This window comes from Bacillus cereus group sp. BfR-BA-01408, from assembly GCF_022663305.1.
GTDB classification, from domain to species: Bacteria; Bacillota; Bacilli; order Bacillales; family Bacillaceae_G; genus Bacillus_A; species Bacillus_A pacificus.
This window is the reverse complement of the sequence record NZ_JAKUFF010000041.1, coordinates 1-22,717: the sequence shown is the minus strand read 5'-3', so window position 1 is coordinate 22,717 and position 22,717 is coordinate 1. Positions and strand designations below refer to the sequence as shown.

Below are 22,717 nucleotides of genomic sequence, written 5' to 3'. Positions count from 1 at the left end.
TTTTTGTAAGTTTTGTAATTGATTTTGTAATTAAAAAAAGTATAAGCGACTTATAATAAGTCGCTTATACGTAAAACGCTATTTTATTTTGGTCAATACATCTTAATTTACTCACCGGCCTCCCTACATGTTGATACACCATTTCGTTTTCTAATACTCCAATTTCTGTTAAAAACATTACATACTTTCGAATAGAAACTCTTGAAACACCAACTAATTGTGCCATTTCATCTGTTGTAAACGCTCTTCCATTCAGCGACTCGATCTTCTTCCAAATTAATTGCATCGTTTGCTTCGTTAATCCTTTCGGAAGCTCTTTCATGACAGTAGGTTCTCTTTTTTCTTTTTGCAAAATTAACGAATCTAATTCCGATTGACTAATTTTTTGTTGTTCTTTCATGAAAGTAAGTTTTTCTCGATATATAGTTAATGCTTCTTTAAATCGTTCAAATGTAAATGGTTTAATTAAATAATCTACTACGCCATATTGTAATGCTTTTTTAATACTCCCCATATCATGTACAGCTGAAATCATCATAATATCGATTTCTTTTTCTTGGTTCCGAATATACATTAAAAGCTCAAATCCAGTCTCTTCAGGCATAAAAATATCAAGTAATACTAAATCTACTCGTGATGCCTCTAATACTTCTATCGCCGATTTTACCGAATTCACTGCTTGAACAAGTTCAAACCCTCCTGCTTGCTCTAAATAATGCGTATTTAACATTGCTACCATCGGGTCATCTTCTACAATTAAAACTTTAATCATATTTGCCTCTCATCCCTACCTTTAGGTATTTCAATTGTTATCGTTGTTCCCTTTCCTACTAATGAATACACATGAATTTTCCCATTTATTCGCTGTATACTTTCTTTTACAAGATACAAACCATAACCACGGTTATCCCCCTTTGTGGAATAACCTTTCGTAAATAATGCCCCTATTTCTTCTTCTTGTATACCTTTTCCCGTATCTTGTACTGTAATGGTTAGTGTATCCCCATATTGTATCTCAACTTCAACTTGCTTCTTTTCACAATTCGTCACTGCCTCTAATGCATTATCAATTAAATTTCCGACAATCGTAATCAATTCATGAGTAATACTTTCATCCTCTATTTCTGGCATGTAAGAATCTTCACTTATAATTAATTTTATATTTTTCTCTCTAGCATAGCTAAGTTTCCCGAGTAAAAAACCAGCAAATACTGGACTTTTTATTCTTTTCATAATCCCACCAATTTCATATTGATGCTCTGATACCATACCGCTTATATATTTCTGTAATTCTTCATACTGCTTCATATGTGTAAGCCCTAATACGACATGCATTTTATTCATAAATTCATGCGATTGTGCCCGTAATGCTTCCGCATATAATCTAATACCAGTTAATTCTTCTGCTAATTTTCTAATCTCTGTTTTATCACGAAATGTTGCAATTGCGCCAACTATTTCTCCTTTTACATATAAAGGAACACGATTCGTCACAATTGTAATTCCATAAATATTTTGTTCTTCGTTTAATTGTACTTCTCCCGTTTTTAATACTTCTTTTATACGTGAATTAGGCATATATAACTCAACATCTTTACCGATAAAATCCTCTTCTAATCCACTTTTCTTAAACAATCGTTTTGCCTCATTATTTATCAAAGTTACATTGGCCTCTTTATCTACAGCAATAATACCTTCCTTTACAGATTGTAGCATCGTATTTCTTTCTTCAAGAATTTTCGCTATCCTATGAGGTTCAAGACCGAATAAACTTTTCTTTATATGTCTAGCTAGCAATATTGCTCCTATAATTCCGACTAGTACTCCAACTCCGACACCAATATAAATGATATGTCTACTTTCCTTAACTCTCTCTTTTACATTATCTGCTGAAATACCAACGGCCACCGCTCCAAGTTGTTCACCTGTTTCAGAAAATACAGGTACAAATACTCGCATTGAAATACCTAAAGTTCCTTCTGCCAGCGATACATGTTCCTTTCCTTTCAATGCAGGCCCTTCATCTCCCCCAATAAAATGATGACCTATTTTTTGAGGATTTGGATGTGATTTTCTTATTCCATTCATGTCCATAACTACAATAAATTGAACACCTGTGTTTTTTAATATTCTATTTGTATACGTTTGAATTGCAGCAGTATCCGTCTTCCCAATTAAACCGTCGATTACAATTGAATCATTCGCCACAATGTGTGCAATTGTTTTTGCTTTCTCTGCCTGGCTATCCTCCGTTGTCCGTTCTACATTATGACTAATTAATATATCTGTCACAAGTAAAGAAAAAATTACAACTGTACAAACTAACAATGTAATCGTTTTCCATAAATTCCATAGTCTTTTTCTTTTTTTCATCCCGTTAATGACTCCCCTAATTGCTGAATAGAAAAATAAGTAAGATGATATTATTTTCACCTTACTTATCTGCTGTTATTATACTTTAAATTTACTAGTCATCGCTTGTAGTTCTTCGGCCATCTCAGCTAAATTTTGCGAAGCTGAACTAATTTCTTCCATTGATTTGTTGTTCAAAATTTGTTTTGGCGGTTTGATATGAAACACCACCGATAATAAGTCCTGGTATAGTTAAAATAAGAAAAAATGAAATGATTAATTTTTTCTTGATGCTCATACATTTAACCCAGTTAAATATTTTTTGCATAATAAGCCTCCTTTATGGAATGTGGATACTTGTGTAATTTTATACAATCAATATAAACAAAACAATATATAATGATAACTTGTAATACTTTCGTCAATTATGCATTTTTACATATTCACTACTTCTAAATATTTAATCATAAAAAAACAAGAGAACTTTAGCTTATATAATAGGCTAAAATCCTCTTATTTCTTAACAAAAAAACCACCAAAACTCCTCTTATAATTCCTTACTAATTCATTTAGAGCTTTTCACATAGCTAATCGCCTGACTACCCATTTGCACCCATGCCTTTTCAAAACTTTCTCTCGGTACTTTTACATCTAAACTATCACTTAGAGGATCTCGAATATATACAAACTCCTTATCATATCCAATAAGTACTACACAATGTTCATTATACGTAATAGAAACATCTCCACTATTTGTTTCCCATGTAGTAAACTCCTCTTCATCTAATGGCTCAAATGTTACATTCGTAATCATGACTACCGGTTGTCCTGATTTTACACTCTTATAAAGTTCTTCTATACTCTTCCCTGTTAAGTCCACAGCTTTATTAGGTAAATACTTTTTCGCTAATTGAAAAAGTGGTCCATGATATACACCATATCCTGATTCAGAAAAGGTATAAATATTTCCTACAAATCCTTCATTCGGATTCCCACGTACACCATCGTTCATAAAATCAACTTTCTTTATTTCGTTTGCTAATTTCATCTTATCCACTGTAATACCTGCGTATTGTAACATCATCGCTAAGCTCGTCACTTCACAACCTCTATCTAACTCTGGTAATTGCTGAATGAAAGGTACATTTGATAAGATGACCTTTTCACCATTATTACTAAACTTCGCTTCTTTTCCACTTTGTATATTGAAGAATGTTAACTTCTCCACATACTTTGTAATTCCATTTGTGTATACGCTCCATGCTGCTATACCCAGTAAGGCCATACATATATACCACTTCCATTTCCGTATCACTCTCACGCCCTTTTTAGTTCGTTAAATAAGAATAAAACGCGTCAGCATCCGTGCGAATTACGGGTACAAAATTTAGTTCTTTTCCTTTTTCAGGATGATCTTTTTTTATTTTTTCTGCTAGTTCTTGAGTGTTCATATTCGTTTTATCCATATTAAGCTCATCTGCCATTTGTAACACCTTTTGTTCATTAATTTCACTTAATACTTGATATATATCTTTCCCATACAAATCAATATGATATTTTTTTGCCTCTTCTTGCACTTTTTGTTCGTACACTTCTTGTGCTAACTCTTCTATCTCTTTTCCTTTTTTTGAAATCCCTAACTTCCCTGCTTCCTCTCTTACTTTCGTTCCATAGATTTCTTCCGCAATTTCCTCTATTTTTTTCCATTTGTTGAAATACCTAATTTATCCGCTTCATCGCTAATTTTAATCGTATTAATTTGAGTAATCAAATTTACAATTGATGTATTTTCTATTGATATGCCTAGCTTTAACGCTTCTTGCTTCACTTTTGTTTCATAGATTTCTTCTGAAAGAGTTCCAACATCTTTTCCTTCAATTGAAATTCCTAACTGTTCTGCTTCTCTTCCTACTTCCGTCTCATGAATTTCTTTTTCTAGCGTAATTTGTTCTTTCCCTGCCGTTTCAATCCCTAAATTCTCCGCCTTTTCTTCTGTATGCACAGCATGTATCTTTCCATTGTTTAATTGTTCTTTACTGCGCTGCTTGTAATCTGTCTTTCCTTTTGATGTTTCAGAAGGAGAGGCACCCCCTAATATACTTAAACTCATTACTCCAATAGTGAATACCATCATCATTTTCTTTTTCAAAATTAATTCCTCCCTCTTACACTTTCTTTTCCATCATTCCCATAAAATTTTAATACTATATTATGATCGATGTAATCTACTCAAATACCTTTTTATAATCGCTTCTTTATAGGGCGAACTTTACGTATATAATACATGTTAAAAATAGTTTCTTAACTTTCCCTTAAAAAAAGACGACCTTGTAAAAACAAGATCGTCTTCTCACTTATATCCTTTGGTTTTTCGGAAGAATCACTTCAAAACAAGTACCCTCTCCCCATCTGCTCTCTACTAATATTTTCCCATAATGCTTTTCTACAATCCAGTTCGCGATTGAAAGGCCTAATCCCGCTCCTTCTGACGCACTTCTCGCTTTATCCCCTTGATAAAAACGATTAAATAGTTTTGGGATATCCTCATCTTTCACTCCTATCCCATCATCTTTCACTCGTATACGAATTGAACTGTTCATTTGCGTACAATCGATTTGAATATGACCACCTTCATTCGTATACTTCATCGCATTATCTAACAATATGACCATCATTTGATGAATCCGCTCTCTATCACCCATAAAAGATACGCCACGTTCTACTTTTAATATCATTTCTTTTTCTTGATAAGAAGCAATCTCCTTATATGGAGCTACTATTTCTTCTAACAATTTATCGAGTTCAAATGTTTTCTTATCCATCTCAATTTGATTAGAATCAGAACGTGCTAGCAATAATAAATTACTAACAAGTTTCGATAACCGCCTACATTCTTTTGAAATTGTAGAAATATCCATCGCTTTTTCTTCTATCGTAGCGGATGGTGACTGGAATAAAACATCTGTTTTTGATTGAATAACTGCAAGGGGTGTCCTTAGTTCATGTGATGCATCAGAAACGAATTGCTGCTGTTTTTCCCATGAATTTTGAATGGGTACAAGTGCCCTGCCAGCTAAGAAAAAGCCAATTCCTATTGCACATAAACTTCCTACGCTACAACCTATCACAAGAATTAAAAATAAAGTATGTAACATTTCTTTTTCAGCTGTTATATCCCTTGCAATTTGAACTATTTTTGCATCTTTCTGAAATGCAAATATTCTAAAATATTGCCCTTGTACTTCTATATCTTGCAAAGTTCCTAATTTCTTTGGAGAAAACTTTTCCAAATTGTCTTCAAAGATAAAACGACGTTTGCCGTTTTCAATATCTATCTCCACCGTGTTTCCCATCCAAGTTAACTCCATTATCCTTGGATCCCCAATTGGAGGATATCCCCTAATTTTTTTAGGTAGTTTTTTATCATCTGCATTCTTTCTATGTTGAACGGCTTTTTCTATCGATTCATTTACTCCACTATAAATACGCTTATATGTGTAAGAATAAATGATACTACCTAATACGCCTATCAAAATGATAAATACTAATGAATTCAATATAGTCAATCGAATACGCGTCTTCTGAAACATACTTCCCTTTTTCATTGTTCTTTTAATATATATCCAATACCTCGAACGGTTTGAATATCTTTCTGATAACCGAATGGCTCTAATTTTTTACGTAAATGATGTACATACACTTCTACAATTGCCACTGTCGTATCTGAATCAAATCCCCAAACACGATCAAAAATTTGTTCACGCATTAAAATCTTTCCGCTATTTTGAACGAGGTACTCTAGAAGCTCATATTGTTTTAATGTTAACTTCATACTTTGTCCATCTACTTGAACATCTTTATCTTTTCCAAACAGTTCAATCCCTTTATAGCGAATAGTCTGCTTTGTTGTTAAACTACCGCTTCGTCGCAATAAAGCACGAATTCTCGCCTTTAATTCTGGGGCCTGAAACGGCTTAACGATATAGTCATCCCCGCCAAAATCCAACCCTTTTACGCGATCTTCTAAAGAATCTCTCGCTGTTAAAAACAGGACTGGTGTTTCAATCTTTTCATCACGTATTTTTTGAATTACTTCAAAACCGTCCATTTCTGGCATCATCACATCAAGTAAAATAGCGTCATATATATTTTGTAATGCTAGAAATAATCCATCTTCTCCATTCAATGCTGTATCTACTTCAAATTCGTCGTGTAATATTTGGACAATAGATTCTAATAAAGAAGCATTATCTTCTACTACAAGTAAGCGCATATTCTCACCTTCCACCATATCGTTCGATTCTATTTATAATCACATTCCTGCTTTTCCTAACAAAAGAATATAATCATATTTTGTAACTTCATTTTTAATTCGTTCTTTCTACACTTTTTCTTGATACAGAATTTTAAAGATTAATTATAAAGACTCTTCCTTAAATTTACCTTAATAAAAAATTGAAAGAAATAAGATTTCCCTTATCTCTTTCAATTTTTTACTACATATACCCTTTTGCTCGGCAATTCTAAACAATTTAGCTGGCCGCCATATACAGCACCGCCATCAATTCCTATAATACGATTGCTCCCAAAATATACGCCACAATTCTCACTACCGTGAAGCGTTTTTGTTTCCGTATGACCAAATACAACAACCTTTTCACCACTATACCCACTATGAAACTCATTACGAATCCACATTAACGTATATGGTTCACATTCAGAAACTCGTTTCAATGGCTCAACACCAGCATGTACAAATATATACTTTTCTGTTTCAATGTAATGATCTAATTCCTGAATAAACTTTACATGTTCATCTAATACACGAGATTGTAAAATCTTTTTTTGGAAATTCTCCTCATTAACCACAATATCTTCTTCTACAAATCCATAGCTGTATAACGTCTTGTCTCCACCATTCCTTTTTACCCAATGGTTCCATGAACGTTCCTCATCAGTCGTTAACGCCTTAATCATCATATCTTCATGATTGCCCTTTAGAACGAAGGCTCCATCTTCTTTTAACTCTTTTACTTTTTCAATTACTGCACGCGCATTTGGACCACGATCCACATAATCTCCCAGTAAAATTAATTGATCCTGTTTTGCATCGTATTGAGCTTCTTCCAGTAACTGTTCGAACTTTTCTATTTCTCCATGAATATCACTAATAACAAGAATTCTTTTCCTATTATCACCCCTCTTTCTAATTATAGTTCAAAACGACAGAAACTTCAGAATTGTAATTTAAAACCGTATTTATTACAGATACAACGATTATCCTTACAACAATGTAAGTCTCTTGTCATCCAATTCGATAGTTGCGATTGCTATATTTCCTTATACTAAAAGTAAGAAATGAAACAAAAAACAAGGAGAGATGAGATATGAAAAAAGTGATGGAAGTTATGGTAGCCGTGGCAGAGGTTTTCGTAAATGGCAAACAAGTTGCAATGGAGTTAAACAAATAATGAAAAGGACAAGATTCATTCTAGACCCTTTACTCATATAAAAGAGATAAGACTTCTTCATTTTTTTGATCCCTTATCTCCTAAAAAAAGCCGTATCCTTTTTCGGATACGGCTTTCTCTTATTTTTGACTCGTACGAGCTGAAATACTAATTGCTCTATCTGTAGCTTTTGCAGCTTCATCTAACGCTTCTTTACTATTCTTTCCGTCATACATTGCTTCTAATGCTTTTACAACTGCATCTCGTGATTCTGGGAATACACTAATTAAAGCACCTTGTGTTGCTGGAGATTGTTTCGTCGCTTGCAATTGATCTACTGTTACTTTTAACTGTGGATATTTTTCATATTGCTCTTTTACTAATGGTTCATTATATGCATCTGGATTAATAGAGAAGTAGCCTGTTGCAGTATGCCATTTTGCTTGTACGTCTGGCTTCGTTAAATATTTCATAAAGTCCCAAGCACCTTGTTGTGTTTCTTCTGAAACCATATTCGTCATCCATAATGATGCTCCACCAATAATAACACCATTTTGTTTTGAATCTTCTGGGTATGGAATATATGAAACGCCTACATTAAACTTAGATGCATCAATTAAATCACGAACACCTGCTGAAGAATCTAAATACATAGCAACTTGTCCAGACTGGAACGCCGCACGAATATCATCCCAACTTGCTCCATACTTTCCTAGTGCACCAGCTTTATTTAACTCATCTAGCATCCCAAATACTTTCTGTCCTTCTTTACCGTTAAATACAGCTTTCTTTGCAGCTTCTTTACGACCATTTTCATTATCTACATATAAAGCGCCTTGTGTCGCTAACAATTCTTCAAAGAACCAACCGTAGTTAAGCATGGAGAATCCATATTGTTTTACATTTCCGCCTTCTTTAATCGTTAACTTTTTCGCTGCTTCTTGTAATTCCGCATATGTTTTTGGAGCTTTCTCTGGATCTAAGCCCGCCTTTGCGAAAGCATCTTTATTATAAATTAATACTGGTGTAGATGAATTAAATGGCATAGAATACATTTTTCCATCAACTGAATAATAATTTGTAATTGCTTTTTCCAACTTTGAAGTATCGTACTTATCTTTTTTTATCCAACTATCAATTGGCGTAATCTTTTTACTATCAATCATATATTTCGTTGTAATTTCACTCGACTGAACAAGAGCTGGCGCTTCTTTCGTAGCAGACATCGTTCTAAATTTCGTTAAAGACTCTTCATATGTCCCTTGGAACTCCGCCTTTATCTCGTATTTATTTTGCGACTTATTATAGTCTGCAACAAGCCCATCTAGCACGCCTTGTGTTTTTCCACCCATCGCATGCCAAAAACGAATTACAGTTTTAGCACCATTTTTTTCAACTGGTGCTACTTTTGCCTGTGCTTCAGGTTTTCCTTCTGTTTTACTATTTGAACAAGCTGCACTAGATAATGCCATTGTTGCTATCATTAATAGAGCAGCACCTTTTTTAACTAGACTCATTTTAATCTCACCTTCTCTTAGTTATTTAATTGCACCTTTTGTTAATCCTTGTTGTAATTGCTTTTGCCCTAAAAATAGTAGAATCAATGTCGGAATTACGATAACCGTAACACCGGCCATTACGCTTCCCCAATCAGTTGCAACTTCTTGAGACTGAAGCTGCTTCACACCAATTTGGACTGTTCTTACCTTTTCATCAGTGGTCACTAAAAGTGGCCATAAGTACATATTCCATGTTGTTAAAAAACTATATACTCCAAGCGTAATAAAACTCGTTTTACAATACGGAATTACAACGCTAAATAAAAACTTTACATTTCCAATCCCTTCAATAAAAGCAGCTTCTTTCAGTTCATTCGGAAGCGTCATAAAGTGTTGACGTAGTAAGAAAATACCGAAAGCTGTTGCAAAAAACGGCACTGTCATTCCAGCGAAGCTATTGATCCAACCAAAGTTTTGAATCGTTAAAAAGTTAGGTACCATCGTCGCTTCCCACGGAATAAGCATCGTTGAAATAAACAGGAAGAAAATAAGATTTCTTCCTTTAAACTGAAGAAAGACGAAAGCATACGCTGCTAAGCTTGATACGATAAGTTGTCCAATCATAACAACTGTCGATACAACTAAACTGTTATATAAGTATGTAAAAAGCGGTACTTTTTGAAAAATATTAATAAAATTATCAAAAGTAAATTGAGTCGGAAATAACCTTCTCATTTGAATATCGTCTGGTGTCATAAAGCTTATTAAAAATGCATAGAGTACAGGAAAAAACACCATTACTGCACTAATAATGAGCAGCATGTATAATAGGAAATTTTGTTTCCACTGTTTAACGATCATTTATAATGCACCTTTCTCTCAGCAAACTTGAATTGAAGTAATGTAGCAATGAAAATGAAAATAAATAATACCATCGCTTGTGCACTTGCTGTTCCAAATTGATGATTCACAAATGCCTCTTTATAAATCGAATATACAATTAAATTCGTTGCATCATTTGGTCCACCATGCGTTAAAATATCAATTTGTCCGAAGCTTTGGAACGCACTAATTAACGTTACTGTCACGATAAAGAATAAAGTTGGTGATAGCATCGGTAATGTAACACGACGAAGCTTATATAAATAGCTAGCACCATCTATAGATGCACTTTCATATAAAGACGTATCAATGTTTTGTAAACCACCTAATATAACTAAAAATGCAAATCCTGTATTCACCCAAACCGTTGTAACTGATACAGAGAACAATGCCCAATCTGGACTCGTTAACCATGCGATTGCAGGTAGATTCATAGAGGCTAATATATTATTAAATAATCCGACACTTGGATGAAATAAAAATAGCCAAATCACCGCACTAGCAGCTACTGATATTCCCATAGTGGAAGAAAATAACACACGGAATACCCCAATACCTCTTACTTTTCCATTTGCAATCAATGCAAGAAATAAAGCGAGTATAATACTCGTAGGCACTGTATATACAACAAATAATAAAGTTGACTTTATGCTTTTGTAGAAAGCAGGATCAGAAAATAAGTATTGATAATTTTCTAATCCAACGAAAAGATTAGCTTCTCCGTGTATATCTGTTAAATAAAAGCTATAGTAAATCGTCCTAAATAATGGATAAAAAAGAAAAATCGAGAACAATAAAATAGATGGCGCTAAAAATAATAATCCTATTCTTAAATCTTTCGTTCTGCTCCATAAATTCTTCTTTTTTACCACCTTTGCTTGGGCTGGTAACTTGCCTACTTCAATCATTATTTCGCCACCACTTTCAACTCTTCTTCAGCTACCACTTTTAATCGTTCATTCGTATTTTGATGAAAGAAGCATAACTTATCTTGTGAGAATAATAATTTTACTTTGTCACCTTTGTTCAGGAGTAGCTGTCCAATGACTTTTGCACTCCAAGTTGTTCCATTTATTGCGAAGTTTAATATAGATTCGTTGCCTAATACTTCTACAGATTGTAGCGTAACTTCTTGTCCTTCCTCAGACAGGGCAATATGCTCAGGACGCATGCCTATGCGAATTATTCCTTCTGGTAATTGCTTTAACTGTCCAATAGATAACGGAATTTGCAATTGCCCTATATGTAATACACCTTTTCCTTTGTCTACTTCTCCATCATTTATATTCATCGAAGGAGACCCTATAAAACTTGCAACAAATTCATTTGCTGGTTCGTTATAGATGTCAAGCGGTGTTCCAACTTGCTGTATACTTCCTTTATTTAAAACCATGATACGGTCCCCCATAGTCATCGCCTCTATTTGATCATGAGTAACGTAAATCATTGTAATTCCTAAACGCTGCTGAATTTCTCTAATTTCAATTCTCATTTGCGCACGTAATTTCGCGTCTAAATTCGAAAGTGGTTCATCCATTAAACAAATCGGTGCTTGGCTCACGATTGCTCTAGCAAGCGCAACACGCTGTCTTTGTCCACCTGATAATTGACCTGGTTTCATTTTCACATACTCTTTCAGCCCTACCATTTCAATAGCTTCCATTAATCTCTTTTGCCGCTCTTCTTTTTGTACTTTCCTTACCTTAAGTCCAAATAAAATATTTTCTTCTACAGATAAGTGTGGGTATAGTGCGTAATTTTGAAATACCATTGATAGATTACGATCTTTCGGCTCTAAATCATTTGCAACACGTTCATTAATAATTAAATCCCCCGAAGAAATTTCTTCTAGGCCAGCGATCATTCGTAATAATGTACTTTTCCCACATCCTGAAGGCCCAACTAAAACAAAAAACTCGCCCTTCTTAATGTGAACCGATACACCCTTAACCGCTGTCTCTTCTGCATTTTTATATACCTTTGAAACATTTTTCAATTCAATCACAAGATTGCACTCCTTTTTTCTTCTTGTATCCATACTTCATAGTGACTCGTCGAAATCGCACTCGCTCCTGCACGAATGGCAACTTCTGCATCTTCTCGCGTTTGAATCAATCCGCCTGCAATGATAGGAAATTCTATTTCCTCTGCTAACTGCTTAATAATGGAAGGCATAATACCAGGCATAATCTCTACTGCATTCGGTTTAGTCGTTTTACAATTTTCAATTGATTTTGTAAGAGATAAAGTATCGACAATAAAAATACGTTGGATCGTTTTTAATCCAATTTTATTGGCATTTCGAATTGTCGATCCTTTTGTTGAAATAATGCCTTGTGCTCCGATAACGTCTTGAATATACAAAAGTGCTTCCTCTGTATTCGTATTTAAACCTTGTATAAAATCACAATGAAGAAAGACATCATGTCCATGTTTCTGTAATTCATATACACGCTCTGGTAATTCCAGCATTGAACCCGTCATAAGAAAAACTGTTTTCGGTAATTTTTTGTATGTGTTGTATCCTTTCCAATCCTTTATCATCGCAATATAAGGTTCTTTAAACATATATTCCACCTAACTTTTCTGTTTTTATCCAAACTAAAAACACCTACTTACATAGAACACCTTTCTCCTTATTTGAACTCTAGGGAATAGAGCAGACCTAAGAAAGTGGCACGTTATATGTAAGCGGGTGTTCTCAAATGTTCTCTACCCTAGTTATTTTGTTACCTTTACTATATTACGTATTTATTAAGTCAGTTTTGATAAATTGTTAATTAGGTGTTAATCGAATGTTAATATTCACCATATTTTTAACAATAATCTAAATATATGGATGAATCCCAACCGCAAACAACTATTTTTAAAATTTAAGTGATATGCAAATTCATTCCATAATTAATTAGTTTTAGTTTTTTTGCAACTGCTTGTGAAGCAAAGTTATCCCAAGAAGTACTATAAAGTGGAATGCGGTTTTCTTCTTGTATTGATATCGCCCAGGCTGTAACAACATCAGTACCATATCCATTCCCTTGAAACTCCGCTAAAGTTTCCACACTCGCCTCAGCAGCTACAGGTGTACTCCTAGCACTGCAACATATAGAAACTACCTTTTCATTTTTTACAATTGCAAAGTAAGGTTGCCTCCACTCCATCTGTTCTATTAGATTAGGAAAATTTCCTCGCAAAAGCTCTTTATTCTTCTCTGTTATCTGTATTGTTCTAGTTGGCTTATGTAAATTATTAGAGAACATAAAAGCAGGGCCCATCCAAATATTTTTTACTGTTCTTTCTTCATTTAATACATGGATAATCTGTGCTATCTCTATATGATTTGAAGGTTCTCGAATTAATTTCTCAATGTTACCTACCGTTTCATCATCCAAATCACAATGATATCTCGTTATACTCCCTTCACGAGTTCTGCCAAGAAAAAAGCGTGGTGCTTTCGGATTTCCTTGTTCATTTACATATTTCATTTTCCCTACTTGATTATGAACAAATAAAACCTCTACTTGAATTGCTATTAAATCAAGTTCTGAGAGCCTCATTTATATCCTCCTTAGTTACTTCATATACCATTTACAATCTATTTTTCATGCTCAAAATAAAAATCCCATTTACATACACATTACTGAATCCATCATGCTAACTGATTTCTTCATTCTGTCTATCTAAATGGGATTATTTTTCGTTTTTTATTCTACTGGTTGTTGTGGCTGTACTACTTCATTCGCTCCAGCTGCCCTCAACATATTTGCAATATCTTTAAAACCTCTTTTTTCAGCATATTGCAGTGGCGTAATATTTTCCTTATTGGCCATATTTACATCTGCCCCGTGGTCAATAAGCATTTGAATTACTTTCTTATGGTTTTCACTACCATTTCCTAATACGATTGCTTCTACTAAAGCTGTTCCACCACGAGCATTTTTATAATTCACATCAATATCTGTATGCTCTAACAATTCTTTTACGACCTCTACATGGCCACGCTCAGATGCAGAAATAAGTGCTGTTCCACCTGACTTAGTCGTTTCTTTCGTATTAACTCCTGCATTAATTAATACTTTTACAATATCCGTATAGCCTTCTCTACTTGCATAAAGAAGTGGATTGCTTTGTTTCTCATCTTTAATTTCAATATTAGCCCCTGCACCAATTAATGCTTTCACTGTCTCTACATGATTTTGGTACGTTGCTGCAAGGACAGGTGTTTCTCCGTTGTCACCTTCTACATTTATATTCGCTCCATCTTGGATCAACTTCATAGCTGTTTCTGTGTCTCCAAGAGTTGCAGAAAGTAGCAACTGTTTGTCCATTAAATTTATACTTTTTTCTTCTTTAGATTCTTCCTGTTCTTTATGCTTCTCTTTTTTCTTTTCGTTTTTCACATGAACCGGTTTCGATTCTGGCTCTTCTTGCTTATCGCAAGCCACTACCGTCATTAAAAGTCCTAATAACATACATAATAAAATTTTTTGTTTTCTCACAACTACAGCTCCTATGAAAGATAATGTTTTCTTAACCATTCCTCCATCACATACAATAACTCTTCTTGAGTACATTTATCCATAAGCCCTTTATATTCCTTCTTTAATCGGATTATCTAAACTTATATTAGCGAAGCAATTAGTTTAGCACGATTTTACCGCATTTGTATACATTTCTAAAAAGTACATAAAGTGAAACTTTAATCAGTGGGGGTTTTCTTCATCCCCCACTGATTATTAGTTGAACCAATCGGGCTTTTATGGGCAGCCCGACCCCCACCTAACTTCTTTGCTTTCGCTGCATTTTGAGGTGGGGTCTTACTGCCCATTAAAGCGGGATAAATGATTGCTTTAGGTTACTATATTCCATTGTAACCGTTCTTCTAAAAATTTTACACCTTTTCTATATTTGCACCTGAATAATACTAGAAAAAGACAACTATATAGTTGTCTTTTTCTAGTATTAATGATGTGCACCGTGATTTCCCTTTTTCGGGTTCCCCATCATTTCTTTATTCATTTCCCATTTATGCTCTGCTAGCTCTTTATACGAAAGAATTTTCCCCTTATAGTTAGATACAAAGCTCTCTGCATCTTTTTTGTTTTTAAATGAAATGACATTATAAGCCATTGGTGTTGTAATTGTTTTATCATATACATAAGTAGCGTCTTCTAACGAAACCCAATCTTTCGAATCATAATCTCGAACAAATTTTTCTTTCGTCTTTTCACCTGGATTAATCTCCATCCATTTATACATACAACCGATATCATCAAACTTTAATGCTTTTCCATTTTCTAAAATGATTTCTGTTGCAAATTGATTATCCATTACCCCAATTTGGCAAATATCACACTTATCATGTTTCTCATCAATTGCCACAGCCTCTGCTTGTTTCTTACCACATCCTACAATTGTAAAGACAAAGAATAAGCATATAGCAAGCATCACATACTTTGTTCTCATTATATTTCCTCCCTAACCGTATCTTCTACAAGGAGCATATCAAAAACTTGTGTGCGATTTGTGAAAAAACGATGTGTCTTTTGTAATATATGGAACAAAAAAGATGTGTAGTCCTCTCTACACACCTCTCATCATTCACAACCTGTAATTAATAAATCATCTTCCAACCTAACTAATAATGTACCTGTATGAATTTGCTGCCCAACAACTACATTTACTAATCTTATATTTCCACTGATGCCGACTGCAACCTTTTCAAGTTCACCGTTATTTTTTCGGATCATCATTAATTTTTCCCACTCATATACGTAAGAAGATTCATTAACAAAAATCTCTTCTACTTTTCCTTCATAAGAACTACAAATCTCTTCCATTCTTGTTTTCATATAAAATCTACTCCCTATTTCACACTTCAATATTTTCATCTTATTCTACCATTCTTATGGAGAGCAGCTTATTTTTAAAAAATTCAAATTAACTACCGTGAACAAAATGACCAAAATAAAAATTATGCTTCTAATGATGTTATTTTTCAAATTATTTACCATTCAAATAGATACTTTTATGATAAACAAAAAAACCTTTTTCTGAATTTTTATTTTATTTTGAAAGCGTAATCATTTTGAGGGGGAGATTACATGTTAGCACTACTTGGATTTGCGATGGTATTTGTCTTTATGTTTTTAATTATGACGAAACGTATGTCAGCACTAGTAGCATTAATATTAATTCCAATTACGTTCGCATTAATTGGAGGCTTTTATGCAAACATGGGACCTATGATGTTAGAAGGAATTCAAAAACTAGCACCTACTGGTATTATGCTTATGTTTGCCATTTTATATTTTGGAATTATGATTGATAGCGGTTTATTCGATCCTGTCATTAGTAGGATTTTGAAATTTGTGAAAGGAGATCCTTTAAAAATTGTTGTTGGCACAGCAATTCTTACAATTATCGTTTCATTAGATGGGGATGGAACGACAACGTATATGATTACTGTTTCCGCAATGTACCCACTATATAAACGCCTTGGAATGAATCCACTTATATTAGCTGGGGTTGTTATGTTAGGTGCAGGCGTGACAAATCTTACACCGTGGGGTGGACCGACAGCTCGTGTTATGAGTGCACTTGGACTAGACGCATCAGAGCTCTTTACACCACTTATACCAGGAATGATTGTTGGTGCACTTTGGGTAGTTTTCGTTGCTTACTATCTTGGAAAAAAAGAAAGAAAGCGTTTAGGAATTATGGATGTACAATATTTAAAACAAATGCAAACGATGGATGAGCAAGCTGCAACAGTAGAAGCTGCTGTTCATAAGCGCCCTAAACTTCTATGGATTAACTTTTTATTAACTGCTACCTTACTTGTCTGTCTCATACTAGAAGTTATGCCGTTACCTGTTTTATTTACAATCGCTTTCGCTATTGCTGTTATGATTAACTATCCGAACTTAGAGCAACAGAAAGAGCGTATTGCTTCTCACGCAGGAAACGTATTAGCGGTTGTTTCTCTCGTATTTGCCGCTGGGATTTTCACTGGGATTTTATCAGGAACAAAAATGGTAGATGCAATGGCTAAAAGTGTAGTAACTCTTATACCAGACGCTCTTGGACCACAACTACCAATTATTACAGCTCTTCTTAGTATGCCATTCACATTTTTCATGTCCAATGATGCATTTTATTTCGGTGTACTACCTATTTTAACGAAAGCTGCTGCCACTTACGGAATTAGTGCAGCTGAAATGGGACGCGCTTCCTTACTCGGGCAACCTGTTCACTTATTAAGCCCTCTTGTTGCATCCACTTATTTATTAGTCGGAATGGCTAAAGTTGATTTTGGTGAACATCAACGCTTCACTTTATTGTGGGCAGTTGGAACGACAATGGTCATGTTGATTACTGGAATTGTAATTGGGATTATTCCGATATAAAATAAAAAACAGTAGCGGACATATATCCGCTACTGTTTTTTATTATGAAGAAACAAGAAAATATCTTCTCTCTGGTCTCCCCACACTTCCATATATAAGCTCTGCATGAACTTTTTTCCCAGATATTAAATACTCTAAATAGCGCCTTGCTGTTGACCTACTTACTCCGACCATTGAGCTTAGCACTTCCGCAGTAATACCTTCTTCCTTTACTGTTAACATATGCTTTTTTATTTTTGCTAAAGTTAAGGGGTCTATACCTTTCGGCGCATATTCTATTTCATTTCCCTTTACACCCCTTTGAGACCATAAATGTTCAATTTGTTCTATAGATAACTGATTATTTTTCTTTAACTGTACAAGCTTTTTTTTATAATTTTCCAAACTTGTCTTAAATCGATCAAACATAAGTGGTTTTACGATATAATCTGTTACTCCGCCTCGCAGGGCGTGCCTCACTACATCTGTTTCCGATGCAGCTGTAATCATAATAATATCTGTATCATGTAAATTATGCCTAATATATGTGACAAGTTCGGTTCCTTGCATATCAGGTAAGTACACGTCTAATAAAACAAGCTGTGGCTTCACAAGATCTAACCATTCTTTCGCTTGTTCCCCAGTCGTCGCTGTTCCAATTACTTTAAATCCCTCAATCTTTCCAGTAAAACGCCGATGAATATCTGCAATTCGAATATCATCTTCTACAATCAATACTTCAATCTCCTCACCCATTACAACTCGCCTCTCTCTTTTGGTAATGCAATAATAAACAATGCACCGCCTAAATCCCCTTTTTCGATTGCGATACTTCCATTTAAATCTTCTACTAACTCTTTCACTTTTGCTAATCCATACCCTCGCTTCTCGCCTTCTTTCGTCGAGAAGCCTTTATAGAATATGCTAGTAATGACCTCATCATGAATCCCTTGTCCTGAGTCTTCCACTTCAATTACTATTTCTTCTCCGATATCAGTTACAAACATTCTTACTTTCTTATTATGTTCTTCATTTCTTTCAATCGCTTCAAATGCATTCGTAATTAAATTTCCTAAAATAGAAACGACATAATTACTCTCAATATGCGGGCTTAATTTGTCTAAGCTACTCTCTCTGTCTAGCATAAAATCAATCTTCAACTCTCTTGCTCTATTATAGAATCCAATTAAAATCCCACCTAACCATGGATTTTGAATTCGCTTCATAATAAATTGAACAAAATCTTGATAGACCGCCGTTTCCTTATGAATAAGCTCTAAAGCATCTTCATATGATTCTAACTGGATAAGTCCTGAGAGCGTATACAATAAGTTATTATATTCATGCGTTTGCGCTCGTAATGCCTCTGTATATTGCTTCGTCTGAGATAATTCTGCTGTTAACTGATCCATTTCAGATTTCAAACGTAAGCTCGATACAACACCAGTTACTTTATTCTTTACTTTAATAGGTAGACGATTCGCAATAACAGCCTGCCCTTTTATATTTAATTGACGATCAAACTGTTCTTCCCCAGTTTGAAGTACATCTAGTATCGTTGAATTAGGAATTACATCTAAAATAAATTCTCCAATAATATTTCGTTGTTCATCTAATGAAAGAATGTCATAAGCTGCTTGATTGACTAATCTAATCATCCCATTTTGATCAATAACAATAATCCCTTCACGTACAGATTGAATCACTGTACTATGCTCTTCATATAAAGATGAAATTTCTTCTGGCTCCATACCAAACATCATTCTTTTTATACTGCCTGCTAAATATATAGAACCAATTATCCCAATTAAAAGACCTGCTATTGTAATCCAAAATACACGCTTTCCATACACTTCTACTGCACCATGAATATCGTCCATTGAAAATCCAACAGACACCACGCCAATAATTTCATTTTCCTGATTACGGATTGGAACTTTTCCGCGTAATGAAGGGCCTAATGATCCAGTTGCTCTCGAAACATAAGATTTCCCTTCTAATAGAACCCCTTCGTTATCTCCACCAACCATTGCTTCTCCTATTTTATCTCGCTTAGGGTGTGCATATCGAATCCCCTCTTTATTTCCAACTACAATAAAATCAGCATCTGTATCAATTCGAATTTTTTCTGCAATCGGCTGAATGATAGAAGCTGGATTTTCTTTTTGAAAAGCTTCCTTTATTTCTGGTATAGCAGCAACTGTTTTCGCAACATGCAAAGCCCGTTTCCCAATTTGTTCTTCTACCGTTTCAGATAATATGTAATAAAATAAATAACTCGTTAACAGAAGTACAACTAAAATTAGTGTACTAATAGTTAATGTAATTCTCGGTTGTAGTTTTAATTTTTTTAATTTCAAAACCATTCCCCTAACATGATTAAAGATAGAATTTAAAGAATATACAGTCTCTTTAATTATACTTAATCATAACATGGTTACTCTATATTTCTTTTTCTATTCATAAAAAAAGAAACGAAGTAAAATTATTACCTCGTTTCTTAACATTCGTTATTACACTTTAAACTTACCAATCATCTCTTGTAACTCTTCTGCCATTTGTGATAAATGGACTGCTGCTGCATTTATTTCATCTACTGAAGCTAATTGTTCCTCAGATGAACCAGCAATATTTTGAACGCTTGCTGCATTTTCTTCAATCGTAGCTGCAATTTCATTAATAGATGCACTTACTTGTCTTGCATCTACCGTCATTTGCTTCGCTACATCTACCATGTTATCAATTTGTACAACTGTATCATCCGTAGATTTCAATATTTCAGCAAAGCTTTGCTTCGTTTCATTTGCAACTACAAGTCCTGATTGTACTTCTGTCCCAACTTGCTTCATAGAACTTACCGTTTCTTTTATATCAAATTGGATCTCTTTCACTAGTTTTCCAATTTCCGTAGAAGACTGTCCTGATTGCTCAGCTAATTTTCGTACTTCATCTGCTACAATTGCAAATCCTCTTCCTTGCTCACCAGCTCTCGCAGCCTCAATTGCCGCATTTAACGCTAACAAATTTGTCTGCTCTGCAATATGTTGAATCACCTCAAGAATTGCTCCAATTTGTTTTGATTTATCATCTAACAAAACAATAACTTTATCTGATTGTGAAACAGACTCATGGATTAATTGCATTTGATTCACAGTTTTTTCAACTAACTTTCCACCATCTTCAGCCTTTTTCTTCGTATACATAGATGCTGTGGATACTAATGAAGAACTATCTGCAACACGCTGAATTCCTTCTGTAACTTCCTCTAATAATGTTGCGCCTTCTTCAACTTCTTTCGTTTGTATTTCAGCCCCGCTCGACACTTGCTCTATTGCTTGTGTAATTTGTTCCGTTGCTTCACTTGTCTGCTTCATACTAGCTGTTAATTCTTCTGAAGATGCCGCTACATGACTTGCTGAAGTGTTTATATTGGAAATGACATTCTGTAATGATGCTGCCATCTCATTAAAGCTTTCTCCTAGCTGTCCAATTTCATCTTTAGTATGAACTGTAATGGATTCTGTTAAATCGCCTTCACTAATCTTTTTCGATGATATAACAAGTTGTTTTAACGGACTAATAATAGAGGCAATTATGAAGTAAATTAAAATCCCACCAATTATTAATGAAATACCAATAACAGTTAGCGTTTTATAGAAAATAGGATTAGCTGCTTCAATAATTTCTTTTGAAGGCATAATTCCTGCTATTTTCCATCCAGTCTGCTTATTTGTTATAAAGGTAATATTGCGATCATCACCATCAAGTTTGAATTTAAAATCACCTGTTTCCTGTTTGTAAAATTCCTTCTCAAGTTTTTCTTCTATTTTGTCACCTGGCTTCATCGTCGGATGCGCTATTACATGTTTAGATTGGTCGAAGATTGCTACATATCCTTTTTTGCCGATATTGACCATTTTTGAAGTATTTACAATGTCATTAATAATTAAATCAATACCGAGAACACCGCTCTTATCCTCATTTTGTTTTGCTATTGTAATAACAATATTCCCTGTTGTACTTGACTTATATGGGGCTGTGATAACCACTTCTCCGCTTTTTTTCGCTGCTTCTTTATACCAATCTCTTTCGGTAGGATTGTATCCATCTGGCATTTGAATAGACGGTGATTGAATAAATTGTCCCGTACTAGATCCCGTATAAATTGCTTCTATTTCCGGATGTAATTTATTATATTCTTCTAATTTATTTTGCACATTTTGGAGCTGATCAGTCCCGTAACTTACTCCGTTAAATAACTTTGTAAAATATACTGCGTCTACCTTTTTACTGTCTATCTCTTTGTTAATAACATTATTTAAAATCTTTACGTTATCTTCCGCTGATTGTAAAATTGTTTCATTAAAGTTTGTCTTCGCTTGCTGATAAGACGTCCAACCAATTACAATACTTGGAAGAACTAAAATGATAACAAATGATACAAGTAACTTTGCTTTTAAACTACTTCTCCTTAATTTCCTTTGAAACATATTTCTACCCCTCCATACCGTTTTAAATGTAATTACCTTACATTTAATTTCTTTATATAAATTATACGATTAAAACGTATCAACTCTTTATCTCTTTTTCTATTAAAGAATTAATACATACCTTTTTCATTCTATATAAATTAAATAATTAAAACAATATATAAAAATGTACATTATTCGAAATATTATCATTCACAGAAGAACCTCTAGTATCTCACTTACTAGAGGTTCCACCCACTATACTATTCTTTATCTTTTTCTACTTCTTTTTTCTCATCTTCTACTACAGATACAATAGGTTTATCGTTTGATAATTGTTGAACCGCTCCTTTTCCAGCAAATCCTTCTAATAACTCTTTTAAATCAATGCCAGAAGAAGCTTTTAATGTTTCTTGCATCGTTGCCATTAAATCAGTCGCATAACCTGCAACTTTTCCGGCGCCGCTATTTTTACCACCGCCGCCTGTATCGACAACTGTAATTTTATCAATGTTGCTAAGTGGACTAGCAACTTCCTTCGCATAACTTGGAAGCATCTTAAGAACCATATCCATAATTGCCGCTTGGCCATATAACTCAAATGCCTCTGCAATTTTTTGTTTCGCTTCTGCTTCCGCTAAACCTTTTAATCTGATAACATCGGCTTCTGCTGTACCTTG

At 34.3% G+C, this 22,717-nt stretch carries 21 protein-coding genes and 2 pseudogenes; 1 reads left to right on the top strand and 22 read right to left on the bottom strand.

Annotation, left to right across the window (positions count from 1 at the left end; all coding sequences use genetic code 11):
* Positions 1 to 64: 64 nt before the first annotated feature.
* The 17 genes and pseudogenes from MR083_RS16820 to MR083_RS16740 all read right to left on the bottom strand — a co-directional run bounded on the left by MR083_RS16820 (position 65) and on the right by MR083_RS16740 (position 16,032).
* A complete protein-coding gene (locus tag MR083_RS16820) occupies positions 65 to 772 on the bottom strand; it encodes a response regulator (protein ID WP_000598648.1) in 708 nt (235 codons plus the stop codon).
* Positions 769 to 2,373 (bottom strand): sensor histidine kinase, encoded by a 1,605-nt coding sequence (locus MR083_RS16815; protein WP_000746417.1) that lies wholly within the window; start codon positions 2,371 to 2,373, stop codon positions 769 to 771. The genes MR083_RS16820 and MR083_RS16815 overlap by 4 nt, the downstream gene beginning before the upstream one ends.
* Positions 2,374 to 2,521: 148 nt before the next feature.
* Positions 2,522 to 2,680, bottom strand: coding sequence for a hypothetical protein (locus MR083_RS16810; protein WP_154304924.1), 159 nt, complete (start codon positions 2,678 to 2,680; stop codon positions 2,522 to 2,524).
* A gap of 237 nt (positions 2,681 to 2,917) precedes the next feature.
* On the bottom strand, positions 2,918 to 3,667 hold the full coding sequence (locus MR083_RS16805) for a C39 family peptidase (RefSeq protein ID WP_041184641.1): 750 nt from the start codon (positions 3,665 to 3,667) through the stop codon (positions 2,918 to 2,920).
* A gap of 13 nt (positions 3,668 to 3,680) precedes the next feature.
* A pseudogene (locus MR083_RS16800) lies at positions 3,681 to 4,501 on the bottom strand (transporter).
* A 205-nt stretch (positions 4,502 to 4,706) separates the two neighbouring features.
* Positions 4,707 to 5,957 (bottom strand): sensor histidine kinase, encoded by a 1,251-nt coding sequence (locus MR083_RS16795; RefSeq protein WP_011039988.1) that lies wholly within the window; start codon positions 5,955 to 5,957, stop codon positions 4,707 to 4,709.
* The gene (locus MR083_RS16790; protein WP_138322501.1) at positions 5,954 to 6,625 is read right to left on the bottom strand and encodes a response regulator transcription factor; all 672 of its coding nucleotides are present in this window, start codon (positions 6,623 to 6,625) and stop codon (positions 5,954 to 5,956) included. Before MR083_RS16790 ends, MR083_RS16795 begins: the two co-directional genes overlap by 4 nt.
* Before the next feature lie 212 nt (positions 6,626 to 6,837).
* Positions 6,838 to 7,563 (bottom strand): metallophosphoesterase family protein, encoded by a 726-nt coding sequence (locus MR083_RS16785; RefSeq protein ID WP_242269617.1) that lies wholly within the window; start codon positions 7,561 to 7,563, stop codon positions 6,838 to 6,840.
* Positions 7,564 to 7,942: 379 nt separating this feature from the next.
* Positions 7,943 to 9,319: an ABC transporter substrate-binding protein gene (locus tag MR083_RS16780; RefSeq protein WP_242269615.1), complete on the bottom strand. Its 1,377-nt coding sequence runs from the start codon at positions 9,317 to 9,319 to the stop codon at positions 7,943 to 7,945.
* Between the two features lie 21 nt (positions 9,320 to 9,340).
* On the bottom strand, positions 9,341 to 10,162 hold the full coding sequence (locus tag MR083_RS16775) for a carbohydrate ABC transporter permease (RefSeq protein ID WP_000635951.1): 822 nt from the start codon (positions 10,160 to 10,162) through the stop codon (positions 9,341 to 9,343).
* Positions 10,159 to 11,091, bottom strand: a complete 933-nt coding sequence (locus MR083_RS16770; RefSeq protein WP_000573569.1) for a carbohydrate ABC transporter permease — start codon at positions 11,089 to 11,091, stop codon at positions 10,159 to 10,161. Before MR083_RS16770 ends, MR083_RS16775 begins: the two co-directional genes overlap by 4 nt.
* Positions 11,091 to 12,188, bottom strand: coding sequence for an ABC transporter ATP-binding protein (locus MR083_RS16765; RefSeq protein WP_000571385.1), 1,098 nt, complete (start codon positions 12,186 to 12,188; stop codon positions 11,091 to 11,093). The genes MR083_RS16770 and MR083_RS16765 overlap by 1 nt, the downstream gene beginning before the upstream one ends.
* On the bottom strand, positions 12,185 to 12,751 hold the full coding sequence (locus MR083_RS16760) for a glycerol-3-phosphate responsive antiterminator (protein ID WP_000472010.1): 567 nt from the start codon (positions 12,749 to 12,751) through the stop codon (positions 12,185 to 12,187). Before MR083_RS16760 ends, MR083_RS16765 begins: the two co-directional genes overlap by 4 nt.
* Before the next feature lie 305 nt (positions 12,752 to 13,056).
* Positions 13,057 to 13,737, bottom strand: a complete 681-nt coding sequence (locus MR083_RS16755) for a GNAT family N-acetyltransferase (protein ID WP_001239732.1) — start codon at positions 13,735 to 13,737, stop codon at positions 13,057 to 13,059.
* A gap of 147 nt (positions 13,738 to 13,884) precedes the next feature.
* A complete protein-coding gene (locus MR083_RS16750; RefSeq protein ID WP_000287347.1) occupies positions 13,885 to 14,754 on the bottom strand; it encodes an ankyrin repeat domain-containing protein in 870 nt (289 codons plus the stop codon).
* A gap of 388 nt (positions 14,755 to 15,142) precedes the next feature.
* Positions 15,143 to 15,646 carry a nitrous oxide reductase accessory protein NosL gene (locus tag MR083_RS16745; protein WP_001259402.1) on the bottom strand — a complete coding sequence of 168 codons (504 nt, stop codon included), beginning with the start codon at positions 15,644 to 15,646 and terminating at the stop codon, positions 15,143 to 15,145.
* Between the two features lie 131 nt (positions 15,647 to 15,777).
* Complete coding sequence (locus MR083_RS16740) at positions 15,778 to 16,032, bottom strand: biotin/lipoyl-binding protein (RefSeq protein WP_000857646.1); 255 nt, start codon at positions 16,030 to 16,032, stop codon at positions 15,778 to 15,780.
* Between the two features lie 252 nt (positions 16,033 to 16,284).
* On the opposite strand from MR083_RS16740, the gene MR083_RS16735 reads away from it, so the two are divergent.
* Positions 16,285 to 17,589: a CitMHS family transporter gene (locus MR083_RS16735; protein ID WP_242269614.1), complete on the top strand. Its 1,305-nt coding sequence runs from the start codon at positions 16,285 to 16,287 to the stop codon at positions 17,587 to 17,589.
* Between the two features lie 42 nt (positions 17,590 to 17,631).
* Here MR083_RS16735 and MR083_RS16730 read toward each other — a convergent pair whose 3' ends face one another.
* The 5 genes and pseudogenes from MR083_RS16730 to MR083_RS16715 all read right to left on the bottom strand — a co-directional run.
* Positions 17,632 to 18,324 carry a response regulator gene (locus tag MR083_RS16730; RefSeq protein ID WP_000503478.1) on the bottom strand — a complete coding sequence of 231 codons (693 nt, stop codon included), beginning with the start codon at positions 18,322 to 18,324 and terminating at the stop codon, positions 17,632 to 17,634.
* Complete coding sequence (locus MR083_RS16725) at positions 18,324 to 19,934, bottom strand: ATP-binding protein (RefSeq protein ID WP_011039983.1); 1,611 nt, start codon at positions 19,932 to 19,934, stop codon at positions 18,324 to 18,326. Before MR083_RS16725 ends, MR083_RS16730 begins: the two co-directional genes overlap by 1 nt.
* A gap of 147 nt (positions 19,935 to 20,081) precedes the next feature.
* On the bottom strand, positions 20,082 to 20,942 hold the full coding sequence (locus tag MR083_RS28185) for a methyl-accepting chemotaxis protein (protein ID WP_372460108.1): 861 nt from the start codon (positions 20,940 to 20,942) through the stop codon (positions 20,082 to 20,084).
* 81 nt (positions 20,943 to 21,023) lie between these two features.
* Positions 21,024 to 22,058 (bottom strand): annotated as a pseudogene (locus MR083_RS28180) (HAMP domain-containing protein); the annotation flags it as partial.
* A gap of 242 nt (positions 22,059 to 22,300) precedes the next feature.
* Positions 22,301 to 22,717: flotillin domain-containing protein (locus MR083_RS16715; protein ID WP_277931459.1), on the bottom strand; the 417-nt coding region annotated here is incomplete at its 5' end.

What these genes read in the sequence shown, in the direction of transcription:
- MR083_RS16750 (WP_000287347.1), bottom strand. Translation starts at nt 14,754, where the DNA reads ATGTACTCAAGAAGAGTTATTGTATGTGATGGAGGAATGGTTAAGAAA.
- MR083_RS16745 (WP_001259402.1), bottom strand. Translation starts at nt 15,646, where the DNA reads ATGAGAACAAAGTATGTGATGCTTGCTATATGCTTATTCTTTGTCTTT.
- MR083_RS16760 (WP_000472010.1), bottom strand. Translation starts at nt 12,751, where the DNA reads ATGTTTAAAGAACCTTATATTGCGATGATAAAGGATTGGAAAGGATAC.
- MR083_RS16820 (WP_000598648.1), bottom strand. Translation starts at nt 772, where the DNA reads ATGATTAAAGTTTTAATTGTAGAAGATGACCCGATGGTAGCAATGTTA.
- MR083_RS16815 (WP_000746417.1), bottom strand. Translation starts at nt 2,373, where the DNA reads ATGAAAAAAAGAAAAAGACTATGGAATTTATGGAAAACGATTACATTG.
- MR083_RS16810 (WP_154304924.1), bottom strand. Translation starts at nt 2,680, where the DNA reads ATGCAAAAAATATTTAACTGGGTTAAATGTATGAGCATCAAGAAAAAA.
- MR083_RS16775 (WP_000635951.1), bottom strand. Translation starts at nt 10,162, where the DNA reads ATGATCGTTAAACAGTGGAAACAAAATTTCCTATTATACATGCTGCTC.
- MR083_RS16755 (WP_001239732.1), bottom strand. Translation starts at nt 13,737, where the DNA reads ATGAGGCTCTCAGAACTTGATTTAATAGCAATTCAAGTAGAGGTTTTA.
- MR083_RS16730 (WP_000503478.1), bottom strand. Translation starts at nt 18,324, where the DNA reads ATGGGTGAGGAGATTGAAGTATTGATTGTAGAAGATGATATTCGAATT.
- MR083_RS16770 (WP_000573569.1), bottom strand. Translation starts at nt 11,091, where the DNA reads ATGATTGAAGTAGGCAAGTTACCAGCCCAAGCAAAGGTGGTAAAAAAG.
- MR083_RS16735 (WP_242269614.1), top strand. Translation starts at nt 16,285, where the DNA reads ATGTTAGCACTACTTGGATTTGCGATGGTATTTGTCTTTATGTTTTTA.
- MR083_RS16795 (WP_011039988.1), bottom strand. Translation starts at nt 5,957, where the DNA reads ATGAAAAAGGGAAGTATGTTTCAGAAGACGCGTATTCGATTGACTATA.
- MR083_RS16725 (WP_011039983.1), bottom strand. Translation starts at nt 19,934, where the DNA reads ATGGTTTTGAAATTAAAAAAATTAAAACTACAACCGAGAATTACATTA.
- MR083_RS16790 (WP_138322501.1), bottom strand. Translation starts at nt 6,625, where the DNA reads ATGCGCTTACTTGTAGTAGAAGATAATGCTTCTTTATTAGAATCTATT.
- MR083_RS16740 (WP_000857646.1), bottom strand. Translation starts at nt 16,032, where the DNA reads ATGAAAACAAGAATGGAAGAGATTTGTAGTTCTTATGAAGGAAAAGTA.
- MR083_RS28185 (WP_372460108.1), bottom strand. Translation starts at nt 20,942, where the DNA reads ATGAAGCAGACAAGTGAAGCAACGGAACAAATTACACAAGCAATAGAG.
- MR083_RS16780 (WP_242269615.1), bottom strand. Translation starts at nt 9,319, where the DNA reads ATGAGTCTAGTTAAAAAAGGTGCTGCTCTATTAATGATAGCAACAATG.